The sequence below is a fragment of the Candidatus Brocadia sinica JPN1 genome, from assembly GCF_000949635.1.
In the GTDB taxonomy this organism is placed as follows: domain Bacteria; phylum Planctomycetota; class Brocadiia; order Brocadiales; family Brocadiaceae; genus Brocadia; species Brocadia sinica.
Map to the genome: position 1 here is coordinate 2,296,511 of NZ_BAFN01000001.1, position 16,056 is coordinate 2,312,566.

Genomic DNA, 16,056 nt, shown 5'->3' on the forward strand with positions numbered 1-16,056 from the left:
AAGTATGATAAATCAACAATCGATAACCTCAAATGCGCAATCCAAAGTTATCTTGCTTGTAGAAGATAATCCAGACGACGTAGAACTGACACTGCGTGCATTCAGGAAGCACAATATTGTGAATGAGGTAGTGGTGGCAAGTGATGGAGTCGAAGCGCTGGACTATCTCTTCTGCAGGGGTAAGCATGCCGGACGTGATATGAGTAACTTGCCGGAAGTCGTCTTGCTGGATTTGAAACTGCCGAAAGTGGATGGTCTGGAGGTGTTACACCACCTGCGTGCTGATGAAAGGACAAAATACCTTCCCGTAGTTATTCTTACTTCGTCGAACGAAGAGCGGGACCTGATAAACGGTTACAAGCTCGGCGCTAACAGTTACATTCAAAAACCGGTGGATTTTACCCAATTCTCCGAGGCTGTGGGACGACTGGGAATTTATTGGCTTCTCCTGAACAAATCTCCGGGTAACAGAGGTGGAAGGCATTAAATGAAAAAACCACTTCGTGTATTAATTGTAGATGATTCGATGGACGACGTTGAATTGATGCTTCGTGAACTGCGACACGGAGGCTATGAGCCGGCATTTGAACGGGTTGAAACTGCCTCAGCTATGAAGATGATGCTCGAAAAACAGAAATGGGACATTGTCCTTGCAGATCACTACATGCCGTTCTTTAGCGCAATTGGGGCATTAACACAGTTGAAATTGAGTGGACTCGATATCCCTTTTATTATTGTGTCAGGCTCTATTGGGGAGGATATCGCAGTTTCATCTATGAAGGCTGGCGCTCATGATTATATTATGAAGGATAATCTGACGCGGCTGGTTCCGGCTATTGAGCGGGAATTGATTGAGGTGGAGGAACGACGGAAGTGCAAGTGGGCGGAGGAATTGTTACGGAAAAGTGAAGCCAGCCTTGCCAACGCTCAACGAATTGCCCATCTGGGAAATTGGGAATGGGACATAGTGAAAAATGAATTGCATTGGTCTGATGAAGTCTACCGCATCTTTGGTTTCGCCCCACAGTCATTTTGTCCGACATTTGAGATGTTTCTGAATGCTGTTCATAATGATGATAGAGAATTTGTAGAGAAATTTTTTCATGATATTCTCCATGAACGAAAACCTTACCATATTGACCATCGCATAGTTTTGCCAGACGACGCAGTGCATGTTGTGTATGAACAGGCTGAAGTTATGTTTGATAATACCGGCAGGGCGATTCAGATGAATGGAATAGTTCAGGACATTACCGAGCGCAAACGACTCGAGGAAGAACTACGATTGCTGAACGAGTCTCTGGAACGACATGTGGCAGAGCGAACTGCGGCCCTGGTGAAGGTAAACGAAGAATTGCGGATAGAAATCGAAGAGCGCAAGCGGGCAGAGGAAAAGATCAAACATATGGCTTTTCACGACTCTCTTACCTCATTACCCAATCGGGTATTATTTAACGATCGTCTGACACTGTCGTTGGCACATGCATATCGTACGACTGAGACACTGGCCGTGATGTTTCTGGATCTGGACAGATTCAAAAGCATAAATGATACGCTTGGGCATAGTGTGGGGGATATGTTGCTCCATGAAATCGCTAACAGACTGAAAAGATGTATACGAGAAGAAGATACCGTTGCCCGCTTTGCGGGCGATGAATTTATCCTGTTATTGTTAGGAATTAATGAAGCGGAAGATGTGAGTAGTATTGCCAGAAAGATCCTCGATGCTATCCAGCAGCCTTTGATGATCAGGGGACACGAACTCTACATGACTACGAGCATTGGGATTGCCATATATCCCAATGATGGCAAAGATGCAGAAACTCTGCTGAAGAATGCAGATACCGCCATGTATCATGCCAAGGAACAGGGGAGAAATAATTATCAATTCTATACCGAAGCCATGCAGTCTGCATCCTTTGAAAAGATGATTATGGAAAGAAATCTCCGCCGTGCGCTGGACCGTGGGGAATTTGTAGTATACTACCAGCCGCTGGTGAATATTGGCACCGGTCAGATCGTTGGTATGGAAGCCCTTGTGCGTTGGCGACACCCTGATCGGGGTCTGATTAATCCCGAAGAATTTCTCTCCTTGTCAGAAAATACCAGGCTGATCGTTTTCATCGATGAATTGGTGTTATATACCGTCTGTGTACAATGCAAGGCCTGGCAGGATGCAGGATTTCAACCTCTGTGCATAGCGGTGAACCTTTCAGCGCATACATTCCAACAGCCTAATCTGGTGGAGACCGTTATGTCGGCGCTGCAAAAAACCGGTCTGGACCCGCATTTTCTGGGTTTGGAAATCACCGAGAGTATTGCTATGCAAGATATAGAAGCTACTATTCATAAATTGAGCAAGTTGAGCGATCTGGGCGTTCAAATCGCCATCGATGATTTTGGCACGGGCTTTTCTTCTTTGTATTATCTCAAGAAATTTCCTGTCAAGAAGCTCAAAATTAGCCAGCATTTCGTGAACGGTATTGTGACCGACCAAAATGACAAGGTGATTGTGGAGTCAGTAATTGCCCTGGCGCAAAGTCTGAAATTTAAGGTTGTTGCCGAAGGAGTTGAGACGGAAGAACAGCTCATCTTTCTTAAGCAAAGACAATGTGACGAGATGCAGGGATATTTGTTCTGCAAGCCTTTGCCAGCTGAAGAGTTTGGGAAAATACCGATGCAGGATAAACAGTTGTGTGGCTTGTGGTAAGAGAAGGTTGCGCTGGTATTTCCCATTTCTTTTGCTCCTTGAGCTGATCCGGGAGTTTTGTTCTAAAGAAGTCTTTCATCTTTTCTTTGTCTTTTTACCTTCCTGAACCACTGTCTTTTCTTTTTCCTTTTCTCTTTTACCTTACAACGTTAAGAGCGCGGATGGTACTGCCGATGGATGGCTTTAAGGTGATGTTTGCTAACGTGGGTATAGATTTGGGTGGTGGAGACGTTAACATGTCCCAGCATTTCTTGTACTGAACGAAGATCGGCGCCATTTTCCAGCAAATGAGTGGCAAATGAGTGTCTCAGCTTGTGTGGGGAGATGTGCCCGTGGATGCCAGCTTTTAAAGCACAATTTTTTACAATGACCCATACATTCTCCCTTCGAAGGGGCTTTCCGGTCTTTGAAAGAAATAAATGAGTGCTCTCCTGGCTGTTTTTTATCTTTGGCCTGGAGATCTTTACATACGTTTGAATGGCCTCAATCGCCTTTGTCCCAAGGGGTACGATGCGCTCCTTTGAGCCTTTGCCCCTGCACTTCACATAACTGTATTCGAGGTTAATCCAGTCCATCTGAATTGCAACGACCTCTGACACCCTCGCGCCGGTAGCATACATAAGTTCAAGAATGGCCTTGTTTCTCATCCCTAATTTCGTTTTTGTATCGGGGACTGAAAGCAGATCGTCGATCTTATGGACGGGGATCACTTCTGGCAATCTCTTCCAGAGCTTTGGTGAATCGATCACCGTAAAGGGGTTCATCTGCAATCTTCCCTCTGAGAGGAAAAATTTGTATAACATACGGATGGCCACAATGCAGCGGGTGATGGAGTTGATGGAGAGTCCTCGTTTTTTTTCAGAAATAATGAAGCTGGTAATCGTATCGGGACGGACGCCGTCAAAGTCTGCTATGTTTTTCGAGAGCAGGAAGGTGGTAAATATCTGCAGGTCGTGGCTGTAACCGAGGATAGTATTTTTGGATAAACCGCATTCAACAAGGAGGTAGTTTATAAAAGACTCAATAAATTCGTCCAATTTGTTGATTTTTGATTCATTCATCGTTAACGTTTTCTGTTGATATGCATGTGTTTTTAAGTCTTAAAATATACATCACCTCATTAAATTCCTCAGTGTCTCGTCCTCCTTTCCTTCCTCAACAAGATAAAATTCTGCTTCCTCATTAATCGTCATAAAAGGCAATTTCATCTGGTGGTATGTACAAATCTTCTTTTCTCTATGCTGTTCTGTCATCAACTCTAATACCGACTTCTTATATTGTGTGTCCGGATTTCCGGATAAATGCTCGCCTTTGCTCTCGATCACATAAAGGATTTCAAATCCGTCTTTCCCTTTCTTTTTGGCGGCAACAAAGTCAGGTCTGATTTTATGCTCCTTCCATCCCTGAATTGCGTACCATCCCTTGCCCTTGTTCGCCTTATTTCTAAACCACCACAATATCTTAGCCTGATTGTCCAATATCTGCCCCACCTTTTTCTCAAGATTGTTCATAGTTTCCAGTTCTACGTCCTCAAACAGATAATATTGAAAGGTATTAGGAAAACGCGAAACGGTTATAGTATCGGTTTCGGGGACTCTGTATCCTATGGTTTCATCATCAGAAACAGCAAGCAAGAGTTTTTTATTCTCAATGTAATCAAGAAAAACCCACTCCTCCTGCCTTGCTTTTTCTTCAGTCAGATGTTTTACAACCCAAGAAACAACGAAGCTGAAATGTTCCTGAAGGTTTTTCCTTCCGATTCTTTCTGCAATAGTTTTCAGGCAGTTATCCGCCAATGTTCTTGCAAGAAAGGGATTTTCAACAATCTCGGTAAAACGTCTCGTCATGTAGCTTATATTAACGTTATTTTCTGCATCTGCGGATAGTTTCTCAGCCGTATGTGTTGTCCTGCTTTTGTCATCAAGCGTTACCGCAAAGGCAGTCCTTTCCCTTCTTTCCCCGCTGAGCGACTGTTTTAAATCCTTTATGAACTCCTCTTTCAGTGCAAGTCTTGAAAAATCAAGACGCGGCTTTATATGCAGCGCATAATTAAATCTCCTCTTCTCCTTTTCGCTTTCAATCATCAGCCATACAGGGAGATAAAAGGTGTTGGCGTATTTGTCCTTAAAAACTTTCTTTATCTTCACGGTTTTGGGTTTAAGGTCTTCGTGGTCAGTCTTCTTTATATTGCCGACAAGGTCTTCCAGTCCTTCATTCTTAAATCCTGCCGCAACCCTGTCCAGTATTTGTCCCGAATCATCCCTTACATAATAGGCATAACTCTCGTCCAAATCCTTTATCCCTGTCTTTTTTGCGTTAGGCTGCCGTAAAATCCTGCCGACCAACTGAGTGACACCTGTATTTGAGCCAACATTCGGAATAATCCCCAGTATGTATGCAAAAGAACAATCCCAGCCCTCTCTCAATGCCTCTTTGGTAATAATATAACGGACAGGGCAGTCTTCTGAAAACAGGTCAACATCTTCAATATCGTTCTGTGCGCTGGTCTTTATTGCAATTTCATCTGGATTGATGCCAAGCTCTGTCAGATGTTCTTTTGCGTCAAGGCTGTGCACCCTGCCCCTTCCCCTCTGGTCGTTCCCCGTCGCTTCCACCTGTATTAATGCAATAGGGCGTATATAAATGCCCTTGCCCTGTTTCAACGCACTTGCCTTTTTCTCAAGCCTCTCACGATGGGTTTTTACTTCATTCAGCATTGTCTTCCAGTCATTCTCAAGATTGCTTGCAGGCGGAAAGATGTGCAGGTCGAGCTTTATCATCTCCTCGTCTTTTAACTCCAGTCCGGTTATCTTTACCAGAATATTCATTTCTTCCTTTGGTGTCGCCGACAACCCAAGCACCATTTCAGGATTCAGATTGTCAATTGTCTTTCGCGCCTGTTCTGAAAACACCTTGTGTATTTCGTCAATAATGATAAACGGCTTTGAACATCGTATGGCGTTTCCGAGGCTTGTTATGATTTGAGGAAAAACAGACTTCGCGCCGGAAATCACGTCAAGATTTGGAACGCACTCGATAATCTGTTTATGCAGGTCATATCTGTTGTCGGGCGGGAAGAAACTCTCGTAACCGCCGCTGTCCTGAAACACCTTCAATGCCTCTCTTGCATTCCTGCGGCTGACTGACTGAATCATGACAAACAACACCACAAGGTTTTCTTCAATATCCTGTGTGGTAAGCCTCTGTCCCTTCTCAAGAATAAGGGTCTTGCCCCCGCTGCACTGGTCAAGCAGTTGCCTGAGATAATTACCTTTGTCTCTCAGTTTTTTGACGGTCTGCGTATAAATAATTTCGCTTGGGACAATCCACACCACAAGCCCTGTGCGTTTCCGGGCAAAGAGGTTTTTGTATTCCCTGATGGCCTCAACGGCAAGGAGTGTTTTGCCGCCGCCGGTCGGGACTTTGATGCAAATTCTAGGATAATAATTGCCAAAACCGTTAACACAACTGTCATTGTATGGTTTATGCAAATTGCTAAACGTGCTTTGTACCCAGTTCAGTGTATGCCACAGGTTTTCAGGCAGGGCTTTTCTGGCGGTTTCAATGGCGTCCTTGGTTTCTCTTGCAGTCTGTAAAAATCTCTTTAATTCGCCGACAACCTTTATTTGATAGTTTTTGAGGAACATGTTTTCATTATGCGATCAGTTTGAAATTCACGAATTCTTTTACCCTTAAAAAATCCTTTGCGTTATTTGTAATAACAGACGCTCCGACCTGCTTTGCGGAAAGGGCAATAAGGACGTCATTCTGTATCCGTGACAAAAATATATTTTCGAAGCCGTATTTTCCTCCAAGTTTAGCAACAACCTTGCCCGTAGTTTGCCAATCGTTTGATGTTGGGGTAACAATCCTTTGTGTGTCATAAAAAGCCTTATACAACTTATCAAGGAGTTTAATAGATTGATTATCAAATGCCCCTGCATAGAGTTCGGCAATAACCACAGTGCTTAAATAGATTACTGGTTTTCCTATATCAATCTCCAGACTAGGATGAACAACGCCGCCGTTTACGAAAGGAATATAAATGGATGTGTCCAGAATTGCCTTAATTCTTGCATCTGCCATAGATGTCTTTGATAGACCCCTTGCCTTTGATTGCCATGAGGACATTCCTTATTTTGCTGTCCGCTATGACGATATCCATAGCCCTGTCAATGGCTTCTGTGTCTGTCTTTGCTTTCATTATTTTTTTTACTGTTTTTATTTTTTCAGGGTCAAGGATGAACTGTTTTCTCATTTTTAAAGCATGTGTCATTTTTAATTACCTCCATGTGTATTTTATATGAGAGCCATACACATTGTCAATTTTATATTATACGGGGTTTATTTTACACGTTACCCCTCTGGAAAAGGTTATACGGTATGTTTACGAACTCAATCTGATTGGATTCCATGTATTCTTCGTCAAGAAAGCAGGCAGGGGCATAAACAATCCGCTTCTTGTTGGGCTGTTCGGCAGTAATCCTTTCGGCAACCTCAAGATTAAGCGCCATTCTGGTCAATGCCTCATAGTCCTGTTTGTAAATCAGATAAATCGCCTGATTGCCGAAATCACCCGCAAAGAATTTTTTCTCGCTTATCTTTTTCTCGTCCTTCAGGTTTTCACCCGTGCAGAGATAATATACGTACCTTGCAAAGGTCTTGTAATCGGGCAGTTTGCCTTCAAGCAATGTCTCTGCATCCAAAGGTTGTCCCACACGGAGATACTGAAATCCGCTGTCATAGCTGTATTTCTCAATCGCCCTCTTAATCCGCTCACGGGTGATGTCTTTACAGATATTTTTGTTTGGCTCATTTTCCGTTGCCTCAGTCATCTGGACAAGGATAAACCTGCGATTGCCGCCGTCTTCCTTGTTCAAGTCCATAACCGCATGACCAGTAGTGCCGGAGCCGGAGAAGGAGTCGAGGATGAGGGCGTCTTTTCCAGCAGCAAGCTTCATAATATGACGAAGCAATTCTATAGGTTTTGGATTATTAAACACTTTTTCTGAATCAAATAAGGATTGTAATAATTTTGACCCAGCAGTCGTCGTACCGTATGTTGTCCATTCACATGCTGTTTCATAATCAATACCATCTTCAATATACGCTTCGGCGGAACAGTCGCCCCACCAGGATATTTCAATCTCACCAAATTCTTTTTTATCATCCCAGAAAACCTTTAATTGAGGCCCGCTTGTTCCCTTTTTACCAAATACAATTCGTTTTTCTTTTAACCATTTTACATAATTATCTTCCTCGGTACGCCAATGGCGCCCTTTGGGAGGCAAGAACTTTTCCCCTGTAATGGGATTAACAATAGCATACATTAAATTATCTCTGATGCCGGGAGCATCGAATGGGTCAGCTTTCCATAACCCCCTTGGATCATTATCTGGATTGCTAAACTTCGATTTATCCAATAAAAGTGGCTTAAGCACAAAGCCAGGTATAGCATCCCATTTTTCTGCATTACTTTCTTTAAGTCGTCTCTCTTCCTGTCGACGATTCTTTGCATATATCAAGACATAATTATGGTTTACACTTATATCGGTATCATTTTGCACAGATTTTCTTGCTTGCCATACAACGTTAGCAACAAAATTCTCTTCTCCAAATATTTCATCCATTAAGGCCTTGAGGTTTGAGTATTCATTGTCATCGATAGTTATAAAAATAGCACCGTTGTCATCAAGCAAATCCCTTAGTAGTTTCAATCGCGGCATCATCATGCAGAGCCATTTATCATGGCGAGTTAGGTCATCACGAGCAACTTCTTTTCCTAACCAATCCTTCAACAGTGGGCTATTAACATTATCGTTGTATACCCAGCTTTTCCCCTCAGCCACATCATTGCCAGTATTATACGGCGGATCAATGCAGACGACTTTCACCTTGCCTGCATACATCGGCAATAGGGCTTTCAATGCCAGTAAATTATCGCCTTCGATAATGAGATTGCCGTTTGATTTCTCAGGCTGGAAGTTCAGTTTTGAAACTTCCTCAAGTGTGTGATAAGGCACGGAGAGATGGTGATTCCAGATGATATTTTTCCCTTTAAATTGCAAGGTTGGCATAAAATTCTTTTCCTCCCACTAAATTCAGCGCATCCGGGTTTTTACACCTTACAAACGCCCTGATCGTAAAACTCCTATTGCCAGTCCCAATCCGAGAATACCCGCGAAGACAAATCCCAGTATACCCAGCACGGGAAAGCCATATACCATGGGACCTCTATTGGCCATAATAATAAGGGAGGAGCCGATAATCAGGGCGGAGATGACAAGGCTAAATGAAATCCGGTTGCTTGATTTGTCCATTTCAGCTATGAATTTTGACAGTCCCTGGTGCTCAAATTCGATCTTTAAGTTTCCTCTTTTTATCTTTTTTACAATTTCATATGCATCTTTTGGAATTATCTTCAGGATATCCAGGAGTTCCGAAGAATACAGGGTCGCGTCTTTAAATATGCGTTTCGGGTCGTGCCTTTCATGGACAAGTTTTTCTACAAATGGTCTTGTGTGGGCGATGGTGTTAAATTCCGGGTCTAGCTGCCTGGCGACACCATCCATAGTAGCGAGGGCCTTGATTAAGATATGGAATTGTGGTGGTATCTTTAATTTGTGCCGTGTCATTAAATCGACTGCCTGGGGCAGGATTGTGGAGATTTCGACCTGCTTTAAAGGGATATCGTAGTACCTTTCCAAAAAATCGCTGACATCGTGTTTGAATTCCCGTACGGATTCCTCTTCCTCGACGAAGGCTCCCAGCATTGCCAGCGCCTTTAAGATACCATTGATATTTTTCATGGACGCAGCAATCAGGAGGCTTACGATGGCATTACGTGCTTCTTCATCAAGCCTGCCCACAATCCCAAAATCCACAAAAGCGGCTGCGTTGTCAGACAGGATGAAAATATTTCCCGGATGAGGATCAGCATGGAAGAATCCGTCAACGAATATCTGTTGCAGGACGGCATTGGCGCCATTTGCGGCAACGGCCTTTTTTTCTTCGGTTGTATGAGGTTGGTTTATGTAATCATTCAGCCGGATGCCAATGATTTCTTCTATGGTAATGACCCTGGGTTTGGTATAATCCCAAAAGACCCTGGGGATATGGACGGTGGTGCTGTCCTTAAAGTTTTTGCGAAATTTATCAATATTATGCGCTTCGTAGGTAAAATCTATCTCCTTTGTTATGACCCTGGAAAATTCATCAACGATACCAACCGGATTAAAAAATTTGACATCCTGCATGTACCGGCTGGCTAGTTGGGCCAAGGCATAAAGAATATCTATATCCGTTTCGATCATTTTACGGATATCGGGTCGTTGCACCTTTACGACGACGTTTTCACCCGTCTTGAGTTGCGCCCGATGTACCTGTCCCAGGGAGGCAGCTGCCAGGGGAGATGGATCAAATGAGACAAATAATTCTTCCGGATACCTTCCAAAGGAGTCCTTTATCTGCTTTCTGGCGTTTTCGTAACTAAAGGGAGGGACGCTGTCCTGGAGTTTGCTCAGTTCATTGCAGAGGTCTAAAGGAATCAGGTCTGGTCGGACACTCAGGATTTGCCCAAATTTTATGAATGTAGGGCCGAGTTCTTCCAATACCTTCCTGAGGCGGACAGCCCTTGATTCCAGAGGCTCTGTAAAACGGCGTAATATCCGGGTTTTGATAATGCCCCTGCCAATGATATGCTCTTCTAAATGAAGTTGCTGGATGGCAAAACCAAAACCATGTTTGGTCAATATCCTGAGAATTTGATTGAAACGGCGTATATCCCGGATCTTTTGGCCGATTTTTCGGAGTTGCATATATTACTCTGTCTGGTCTTCTCTTGATTCCAATCTCTTTATGATCTCCTCAAGTTTTTTCTGCATTTGTTGAAGTTCTTTTCGTGTGGGTATATCCAGCTTGTGGAGCGCATTTTCCACAATCTTTTCAATCTTAGATTCAATTTCCTGTTTGCTTGATGACACTCTTTTCAGTAGCTCATTTACCTGTGCCTTTGCTTCATCCTTCTTGATTTCCCCTTTTTTTACCATTTCATCAATGAGTTCCTCAATATTCTCTTTCGTTACAATCAGTGCGCCAAAACCGAGGTTGATTACCTTACCGATGATATCTGTCATCATGATTTTTCCTCCATAATAAATTTATTCCAGTAAGACCAGGCCGTATATATTGGCCTCTTCGTTGTTGTTTTTCAGCGTTTCTATTTTTAAGTTATGATTTCTTGCTGTCTGATAGACATCGATGCCGCACGCCTCCATGGAAGGTCTGGCTTCCATGGTGCGAACACATGATGCAGTGGTTTCGCAATTTTCACACAATTTGCAAGGACCGGCTCCGAGTCCAAAGGCTTTATAAAATCCCATGGAAAATGCCATTTTTTCAACCTCAGCGGTAATGTAGCGCATCTGCCAGCTCAGGTGCCCATGGAGAAGTAATGCCTTATTATATTCCCTGAGAATTTCTTTCGTCTCTTCATGCGATGGTGAGTGGGGGGGACAGGTGAGTTTTTTTCCGTATTCTTCACATCCGTATTTGCATTTCAATTGAACCCATCGTCCAACGGTAATTGTGTTGGGATGAATAATGACTGCCTGCTCGCAACCGAGTTCTATTGCTTTTTTGATCAATACATTACACAAATCGTTAGAGGACTGAAGTGATGGAAGAACGGCTTGAATTTCAGGCATTGCCGAATCCTGGGTGTGCATAGGTAAACCTCCTAAAGGGTCATTCTTGTATCCAGTGTTACTATAAACAAGGCGAGGTGTTTAATCAAATCTTTTTTCCGGAAAACGCACGCAAGGACATTTTATTGACAGGGGCAATTCATACGGTATAATCCTGTCAGGAAAATAGAATTAGCTATCTGAAAATAAACTACTTCATGATTTTGGTATGCCACTGATGTGGCATTATGACATGGTGATGAAGGAAGAGAAGAAACATCCTACGATCAAACAGCTTCCCACCCATGAAAGACCCCGGGAAAGGCTCATTCAAAGTGGTGATGAACACCTGACAGACGCGGAACTTTTAGGAATCATCATCCGTGATGGTACTACAAATTACAGCGCAGTTGATTTAGCCAAAAAGCTTCTCTCTGAATATGGGGACTTTCGAAGGCTGAGTTTGGCTTCTGTCGGTGAATTGTGCAAAATAAAAGGAATAGGCCCGGCGCGTGCTGCCCAGATCAAGGCGTCTTTGGCCATTGCAAAACGTTTTTCTACCATTTCGGTAAAACCCCTCCAGCAATTTAAATGCAGTAACGATATTTTTGGTCATTTCCATGAACGTTTGCGGGGAAGGAAACAAGAAATCTTTTTGATTGTTTTGCTGGATAATAAAAACCGTATTATGAAAGAATTAACTATTTCTTCCGGCAGCCTGACATCCAGCATCGTCCACCCAAGAGAGGTATTCAATCCTGCAATTAAGGAATCTGCGGCTTCAGTAGTCTTTGTACACAATCATCCCTCCGGTGACCCGGAACCAAGCAAAGAAGACATCCAGATAACCCAACGGTTGTTAGAGGCAGGAAATATTGTTGGCATAAGGGTTTTGGACCATATCATCATCGGAAACGAGTGTTTTGTGAGTTTTAAGGACAAGGGGATTATGTCTTGACAATGACTTTTGATATGCTTATACTTGTTTTCTGTCGCTTATCGATGTGCACGCCTCCACCAATAGCATTAATCCTTTGCTTGTAAATGCAATTTGCTCAAGAATCCGCTGTTTTGCAAAGATGTGTTTTTTCTATGGAATAGATTGGTTACTGGCAAATGAAACAATTATTGTTAGCGCCCATAGCTCAATTGGATAGAGTCACGGACTACGAATCCGGAGGTTGGAGGTTCAAATCCTCCTGGGCGCGTTTTAAATTTCATTCAACGGCTAATATGGATAATTCCAAAGATGTTTGAAACTACCGATGCACACGAATATTTCATGAGACAGGCTATTGTTGAGGCAGAAAAGGCTGTGGAGAAGGACGAGGTGCCTGTGGGGGCCGTAATTGTTTGTGAAAACCGTATTATAGCCAGGGCACATAACCAACGTGAAATGCTCAATGACCCAACTGCCCATGCCGAAATGATAGCAATAACTCAGGCAGCCGCCTATTTGCAGAACTGGCGTTTGACCAGGACAACGATCTATGTTACCCTGGAACCTTGTGCAATGTGCGCCGGAGCATTAGTACAGTCAAGGGTTGGTACGCTTGTTTACGGGACTGTAGATAAAAAGGCTGGGGCATGCTCATCAGTGATGAATCTTGTTCAGGAGCCCAGGTTTAACCACCGTTTGGAAGTTATACCCAATATCCTTGCCAACGAGTGTAAGTGTTTGTTGCAGAAGTTCTTTTTGGAAAACTGTCGTACTAAGTAACTTATCTATTTAAACGGCTTAAACCGGTAAATCTGTTTAAGCCGTTTGAACCACGAGAGGGGAGAGGTGCCAGAGTGGTTGATCGGGACGGTCTCGAAAACCGTTTCTCGCATAACAGCGGGACGTGGGTTCGAATCCCACCCTCTCCGCCAGAACACCCATTGACAGGGTAGACAGGAACAAGGTCATGATTTACAAGTTGCGATTTCAGATTTACGATTTCATGAATCCAAAATCGTAAATCGTAAATTTTACTGAATAGGCTACTATATTTTTGTTAAGCAATTATCCTTGATATATGCTTTTTTAATATTTTTAAACAAAGTTAATAATTGGAGAGGTGTCAGAGTGGCCGAATGAGCGCGCTTGGAAAGCGCGTATACCGACAAAATCGGTATCGCGGGTTCGACTCCCGCCCTCTCCGCCAGTTTTGTTGTAATTGGCCGTGCTAGATGGGGAGCTAGCGGTTCCCTGTAACCTGCAACCCGCTATAGCAGGGTCGATCGCTTTTTCGAGGGCTCACGACTATTTGCTTTATCAATGTAAGTGGTGATGAGGGCCGGATCTCATGCAATAAGAGATTATGTGAACCTGGTCAGATGCGGAAGCAAGCAGCCATAAGCATTGATCCTTATGTGCCGTGAGCCAGTCTGGCCTGAGCTTACTGCATGGATAAGCTAATGGAAATGGGAACAAAAAAAAGTGCACGGCCTTTTCTACAATTCTTTATAATAATATTGCTGCCTTTTTTTGATTTTGGCTTGCTGAATAAGTGGCGGAAGAAAGTGTATTGCTATAAGGTAAAGGGAAACGTATAATTGATGCATTAATGAACGTTGTATTTGATGTGGTTATCGAGGTGACCGTTAATGTCGTATGTTGTATTAGCCCGCAGATATCGCCCTCAAACCTTTGAGGATCTGGTTGGGCAAGAGCCCATCGTAACAACTCTCAGGAATGCTATCCGCTCCAACAGAGTTGCCCATGCCTATTTGCTGGCAGGACCCCGCGGGGTGGGGAAGACTTCGATGGCACGGATACTGTCAAAGGCGCTAAACTGCCAACACGGACCTACGGATACACCCTGCAATATCTGTGATATTTGCCGAGGCATCTCCGATGGGAATGATATTGATGTTTTAGAAATTGATGGCGCTTCCAACCGGGGGATCGATGAGGTGCGAAATATCCGGCAAAACGTCGGCTATGCTCCGTCCCGGGCTCGTTATAAAATTTATATCATCGATGAAGTTCATATGCTTACCCGTGAGGCTTTTAACGCACTCCTGAAGACTCTCGAAGAACCACCGTCACACGTCAAGTTTATTTTTGCTACAACAGCAGCCAATCGCCTTCCTGAAACTGTGCAGTCCCGATGCCAGCGGTTCGATTTTAAAAATATTTCCATCCACGATATTGAAAAGCGGCTTTTGGATATCTGCAAGGCTGAAGGTGTGCTGGTCGAACCCGCTGCCATTCACATGATTGCAAGATATGCCAGGGGTGGGTTGCGGGATTCTCAGTCGGTTTTGGACCAACTCCTTTCATTTTGCAAGGACAGGATTTCGCCGGAAGATGTAAATTTTGTTTTGGGTTGTATTGATGAAGACAAGATCCATGGTATGTTCGACAGCTTTGCCAAAAAGGATGTATCCTCTGCCTTGAGGATTGTGGATGAGGTTTTAACTGAAGGAAAGACGCCGGGGGAATTTATTGACCAGTTGCTCTCGTGCGTCAGGGATCTTTTGATCTTTTCTTCCTGTGGTCAAGAGGCAACGTGGTTTGAGTTTAATGCCTCTTTTGTGCGACGACATGGAAAATCTTTTTCTTGTGATACCCTGGTGTATATGGTCCAAATCCTTTCGGATTCGAAGATGCGTACGACAGACTCCCTCTTGCAGCGTATTTTGCTGGAAATGGCTGTAATTAAGTTGTGCCGGATGGAATCTGTTGGTTTGTTGAATGAAATTGTAGAAAAGATTGCATCATTGGAAGATAGACTTGTGCGTTGCGATAGTGTGCCAGGGAGGAAAAATGAAGAAATAGCGCCGGTTCAAAAATCTGTTGCTCAGCAAATGGTGTTGGAATCAGTATCAGAGGAATATCATACGGCAGCGGCTAAAGGTAATGATTTCGAGAACCTGAGTGATGAAAAAAGTGTTTGGGGGAAGGTGCTGCTCATGGTTCAGAGCAAAAAAAAGTCAACCTGGGCGCTTTTGAAAGAAGGCCGATGTGTTGGGTTCAAGGACGGGGAAATAAGCATCGAATTTCCCGGTAATTGCTCATTTCACAAAGAAAAACTTGATCAAACCGAAGAAAAGAAACTTATCGAACAGTGTGCCAAAGAGGTAGTGCAGAGAGACGTGAGGCTAAAACTTGTAGTATCCAAAAATGGAAGTCCTGAAAAAAGAAAAACGGATGTATCCTCGGGGCATGAATCTTCTCATCTGCAGCCGGTCGATTCGCTACTTTCTGAGCCTGCAGTAAAAAAGACCCTGGACCTTTTTGGTGGGCACGTCGTTAAGGTTAATAAATAAGAGAGAGGAGGTCAATGCGATGAAAGGTTTTGGTAATATTGCAGAAATGATGAAACAGGCACAAAAACAGGCGCAAAAAATGCAAAAGCAGATGGAAGAGATTCAAAATGATTTGAAGGAACGTGTTGTAGAGGCCAGTTCCGGTGGTGGAATGGTCACTGTGCACATGAATGGCAAGCAGGAGATTCTCTCTATCAAGATCGACCCGGAGGTGGTAGATCCGAAAGACGTACAGATGCTCGAAGACCTGATTCTTTCTGCTATTTCACAAGCACTTAAGAAATCACAGGAGTTATACCAGTCTGAGATGGGAAAAGTTACCGGAGGGCTGAATATGCCCGGAATGCAGGGATTGTTTGGTGGTATGTAAGCGACGGAAATGATTAAAAAGAGTGATTTAAGAGG

Annotated in this window: 14 protein-coding genes, 3 tRNA genes and 1 other RNA gene; 10 read left to right on the plus strand and 8 right to left on the minus strand. The window is 43.5% G+C overall.

Translation table 11 applies throughout. The features are described from left to right. Positions 1–4: 4 nt before the first annotated feature. Complete coding sequence (locus BROSI_RS10310; protein ID WP_052563711.1) at positions 5–487, plus strand: response regulator; 483 nt, start codon at positions 5–7, stop codon at positions 485–487. Continuing rightward, positions 488–2,710, plus strand: coding sequence for an EAL domain-containing protein (locus tag BROSI_RS10315; RefSeq protein ID WP_052563713.1), 2,223 nt, complete (start codon positions 488–490; stop codon positions 2,708–2,710). It begins immediately after the preceding gene. A gap of 149 nt (positions 2,711–2,859) precedes the next feature. On the opposite strand, the gene xerD is transcribed toward BROSI_RS10315, so the two are convergent. The 8 genes from xerD to BROSI_RS10355 all read right to left on the minus strand — a co-directional run bounded on the left by xerD (position 2,860) and on the right by BROSI_RS10355 (position 11,436). Next, positions 2,860–3,771: a site-specific tyrosine recombinase XerD gene (xerD, locus tag BROSI_RS10320; RefSeq protein ID WP_052563714.1), complete on the minus strand. Its 912-nt coding sequence runs from the start codon at positions 3,769–3,771 to the stop codon at positions 2,860–2,862. A 51-nt stretch (positions 3,772–3,822) separates the two neighbouring features. Next, positions 3,823–6,357, minus strand: a complete 2,535-nt coding sequence (locus BROSI_RS10325) for a DEAD/DEAH box helicase (RefSeq protein ID WP_052563716.1) — start codon at positions 6,355–6,357, stop codon at positions 3,823–3,825. Positions 6,358–6,364: 7 nt separating this feature from the next. Beyond that, the gene (locus BROSI_RS10330) at positions 6,365–6,796 is read right to left on the minus strand and encodes a type II toxin-antitoxin system VapC family toxin (RefSeq protein ID WP_052563718.1); all 432 of its coding nucleotides are present in this window, start codon (positions 6,794–6,796) and stop codon (positions 6,365–6,367) included. Further along, positions 6,777–6,986, minus strand: a complete 210-nt coding sequence (locus BROSI_RS19855) for a hypothetical protein (protein WP_052563720.1) — start codon at positions 6,984–6,986, stop codon at positions 6,777–6,779. The genes BROSI_RS10330 and BROSI_RS19855 overlap by 20 nt, the downstream gene beginning before the upstream one ends. Positions 6,987–7,059: 73 nt before the next feature. Then, positions 7,060–8,787 carry a site-specific DNA-methyltransferase gene (locus BROSI_RS10340; protein WP_052563722.1) on the minus strand — a complete coding sequence of 576 codons (1,728 nt, stop codon included), beginning with the start codon at positions 8,785–8,787 and terminating at the stop codon, positions 7,060–7,062. Between the two features lie 48 nt (positions 8,788–8,835). After that, positions 8,836–10,527 (minus strand): ABC1 kinase family protein, encoded by a 1,692-nt coding sequence (locus tag BROSI_RS10345; RefSeq protein ID WP_052563723.1) that lies wholly within the window; start codon positions 10,525–10,527, stop codon positions 8,836–8,838. A 3-nt stretch (positions 10,528–10,530) separates the two neighbouring features. Further along, positions 10,531–10,848, minus strand: coding sequence for a phasin family protein (locus BROSI_RS10350; protein ID WP_082059161.1), 318 nt, complete (start codon positions 10,846–10,848; stop codon positions 10,531–10,533). 21 nt (positions 10,849–10,869) lie between these two features. Further along, the gene (locus tag BROSI_RS10355; protein ID WP_052563726.1) at positions 10,870–11,436 is read right to left on the minus strand and encodes a DUF2284 domain-containing protein; all 567 of its coding nucleotides are present in this window, start codon (positions 11,434–11,436) and stop codon (positions 10,870–10,872) included. 217 nt (positions 11,437–11,653) lie between these two features. Here BROSI_RS10355 and radC point away from each other — a divergent pair, with 217 nt between their 5' ends. The 8 genes from radC (at position 11,654) to BROSI_RS10390 (ending at position 16,021) form a co-directional block, all read left to right on the plus strand. Further along, on the plus strand, positions 11,654–12,352 hold the full coding sequence (gene radC / locus BROSI_RS10360) for a RadC family protein (protein ID WP_052565780.1): 699 nt from the start codon (positions 11,654–11,656) through the stop codon (positions 12,350–12,352). A gap of 176 nt (positions 12,353–12,528) precedes the next feature. Continuing rightward, positions 12,529–12,602, plus strand: a tRNA-Arg gene (locus tag BROSI_RS10365). Positions 12,603–12,643: 41 nt separating this feature from the next. Continuing rightward, a complete protein-coding gene (gene tadA / locus BROSI_RS10370) occupies positions 12,644–13,114 on the plus strand; it encodes a tRNA adenosine(34) deaminase TadA (RefSeq protein WP_052563728.1) in 471 nt (156 codons plus the stop codon). 60 nt (positions 13,115–13,174) lie between these two features. Then, a tRNA-Ser gene (locus BROSI_RS10375) sits at positions 13,175–13,266 on the plus strand. A gap of 182 nt (positions 13,267–13,448) precedes the next feature. Next, a tRNA-Ser gene (locus tag BROSI_RS10380) sits at positions 13,449–13,541 on the plus strand. A gap of 16 nt (positions 13,542–13,557) precedes the next feature. After that, positions 13,558–13,824, plus strand: an RNA gene (gene ffs, locus BROSI_RS19110) — signal recognition particle sRNA large type. Positions 13,825–13,983: 159 nt separating this feature from the next. Beyond that, positions 13,984–15,651, plus strand: coding sequence for a DNA polymerase III subunit gamma/tau (gene dnaX / locus BROSI_RS10385; RefSeq protein WP_052563731.1), 1,668 nt, complete (start codon positions 13,984–13,986; stop codon positions 15,649–15,651). A gap of 19 nt (positions 15,652–15,670) precedes the next feature. Beyond that, positions 15,671–16,021 carry a YbaB/EbfC family nucleoid-associated protein gene (locus BROSI_RS10390; protein ID WP_052563733.1) on the plus strand — a complete coding sequence of 117 codons (351 nt, stop codon included), beginning with the start codon at positions 15,671–15,673 and terminating at the stop codon, positions 16,019–16,021. Positions 16,022–16,056: the final 35 nt, after the last annotated feature.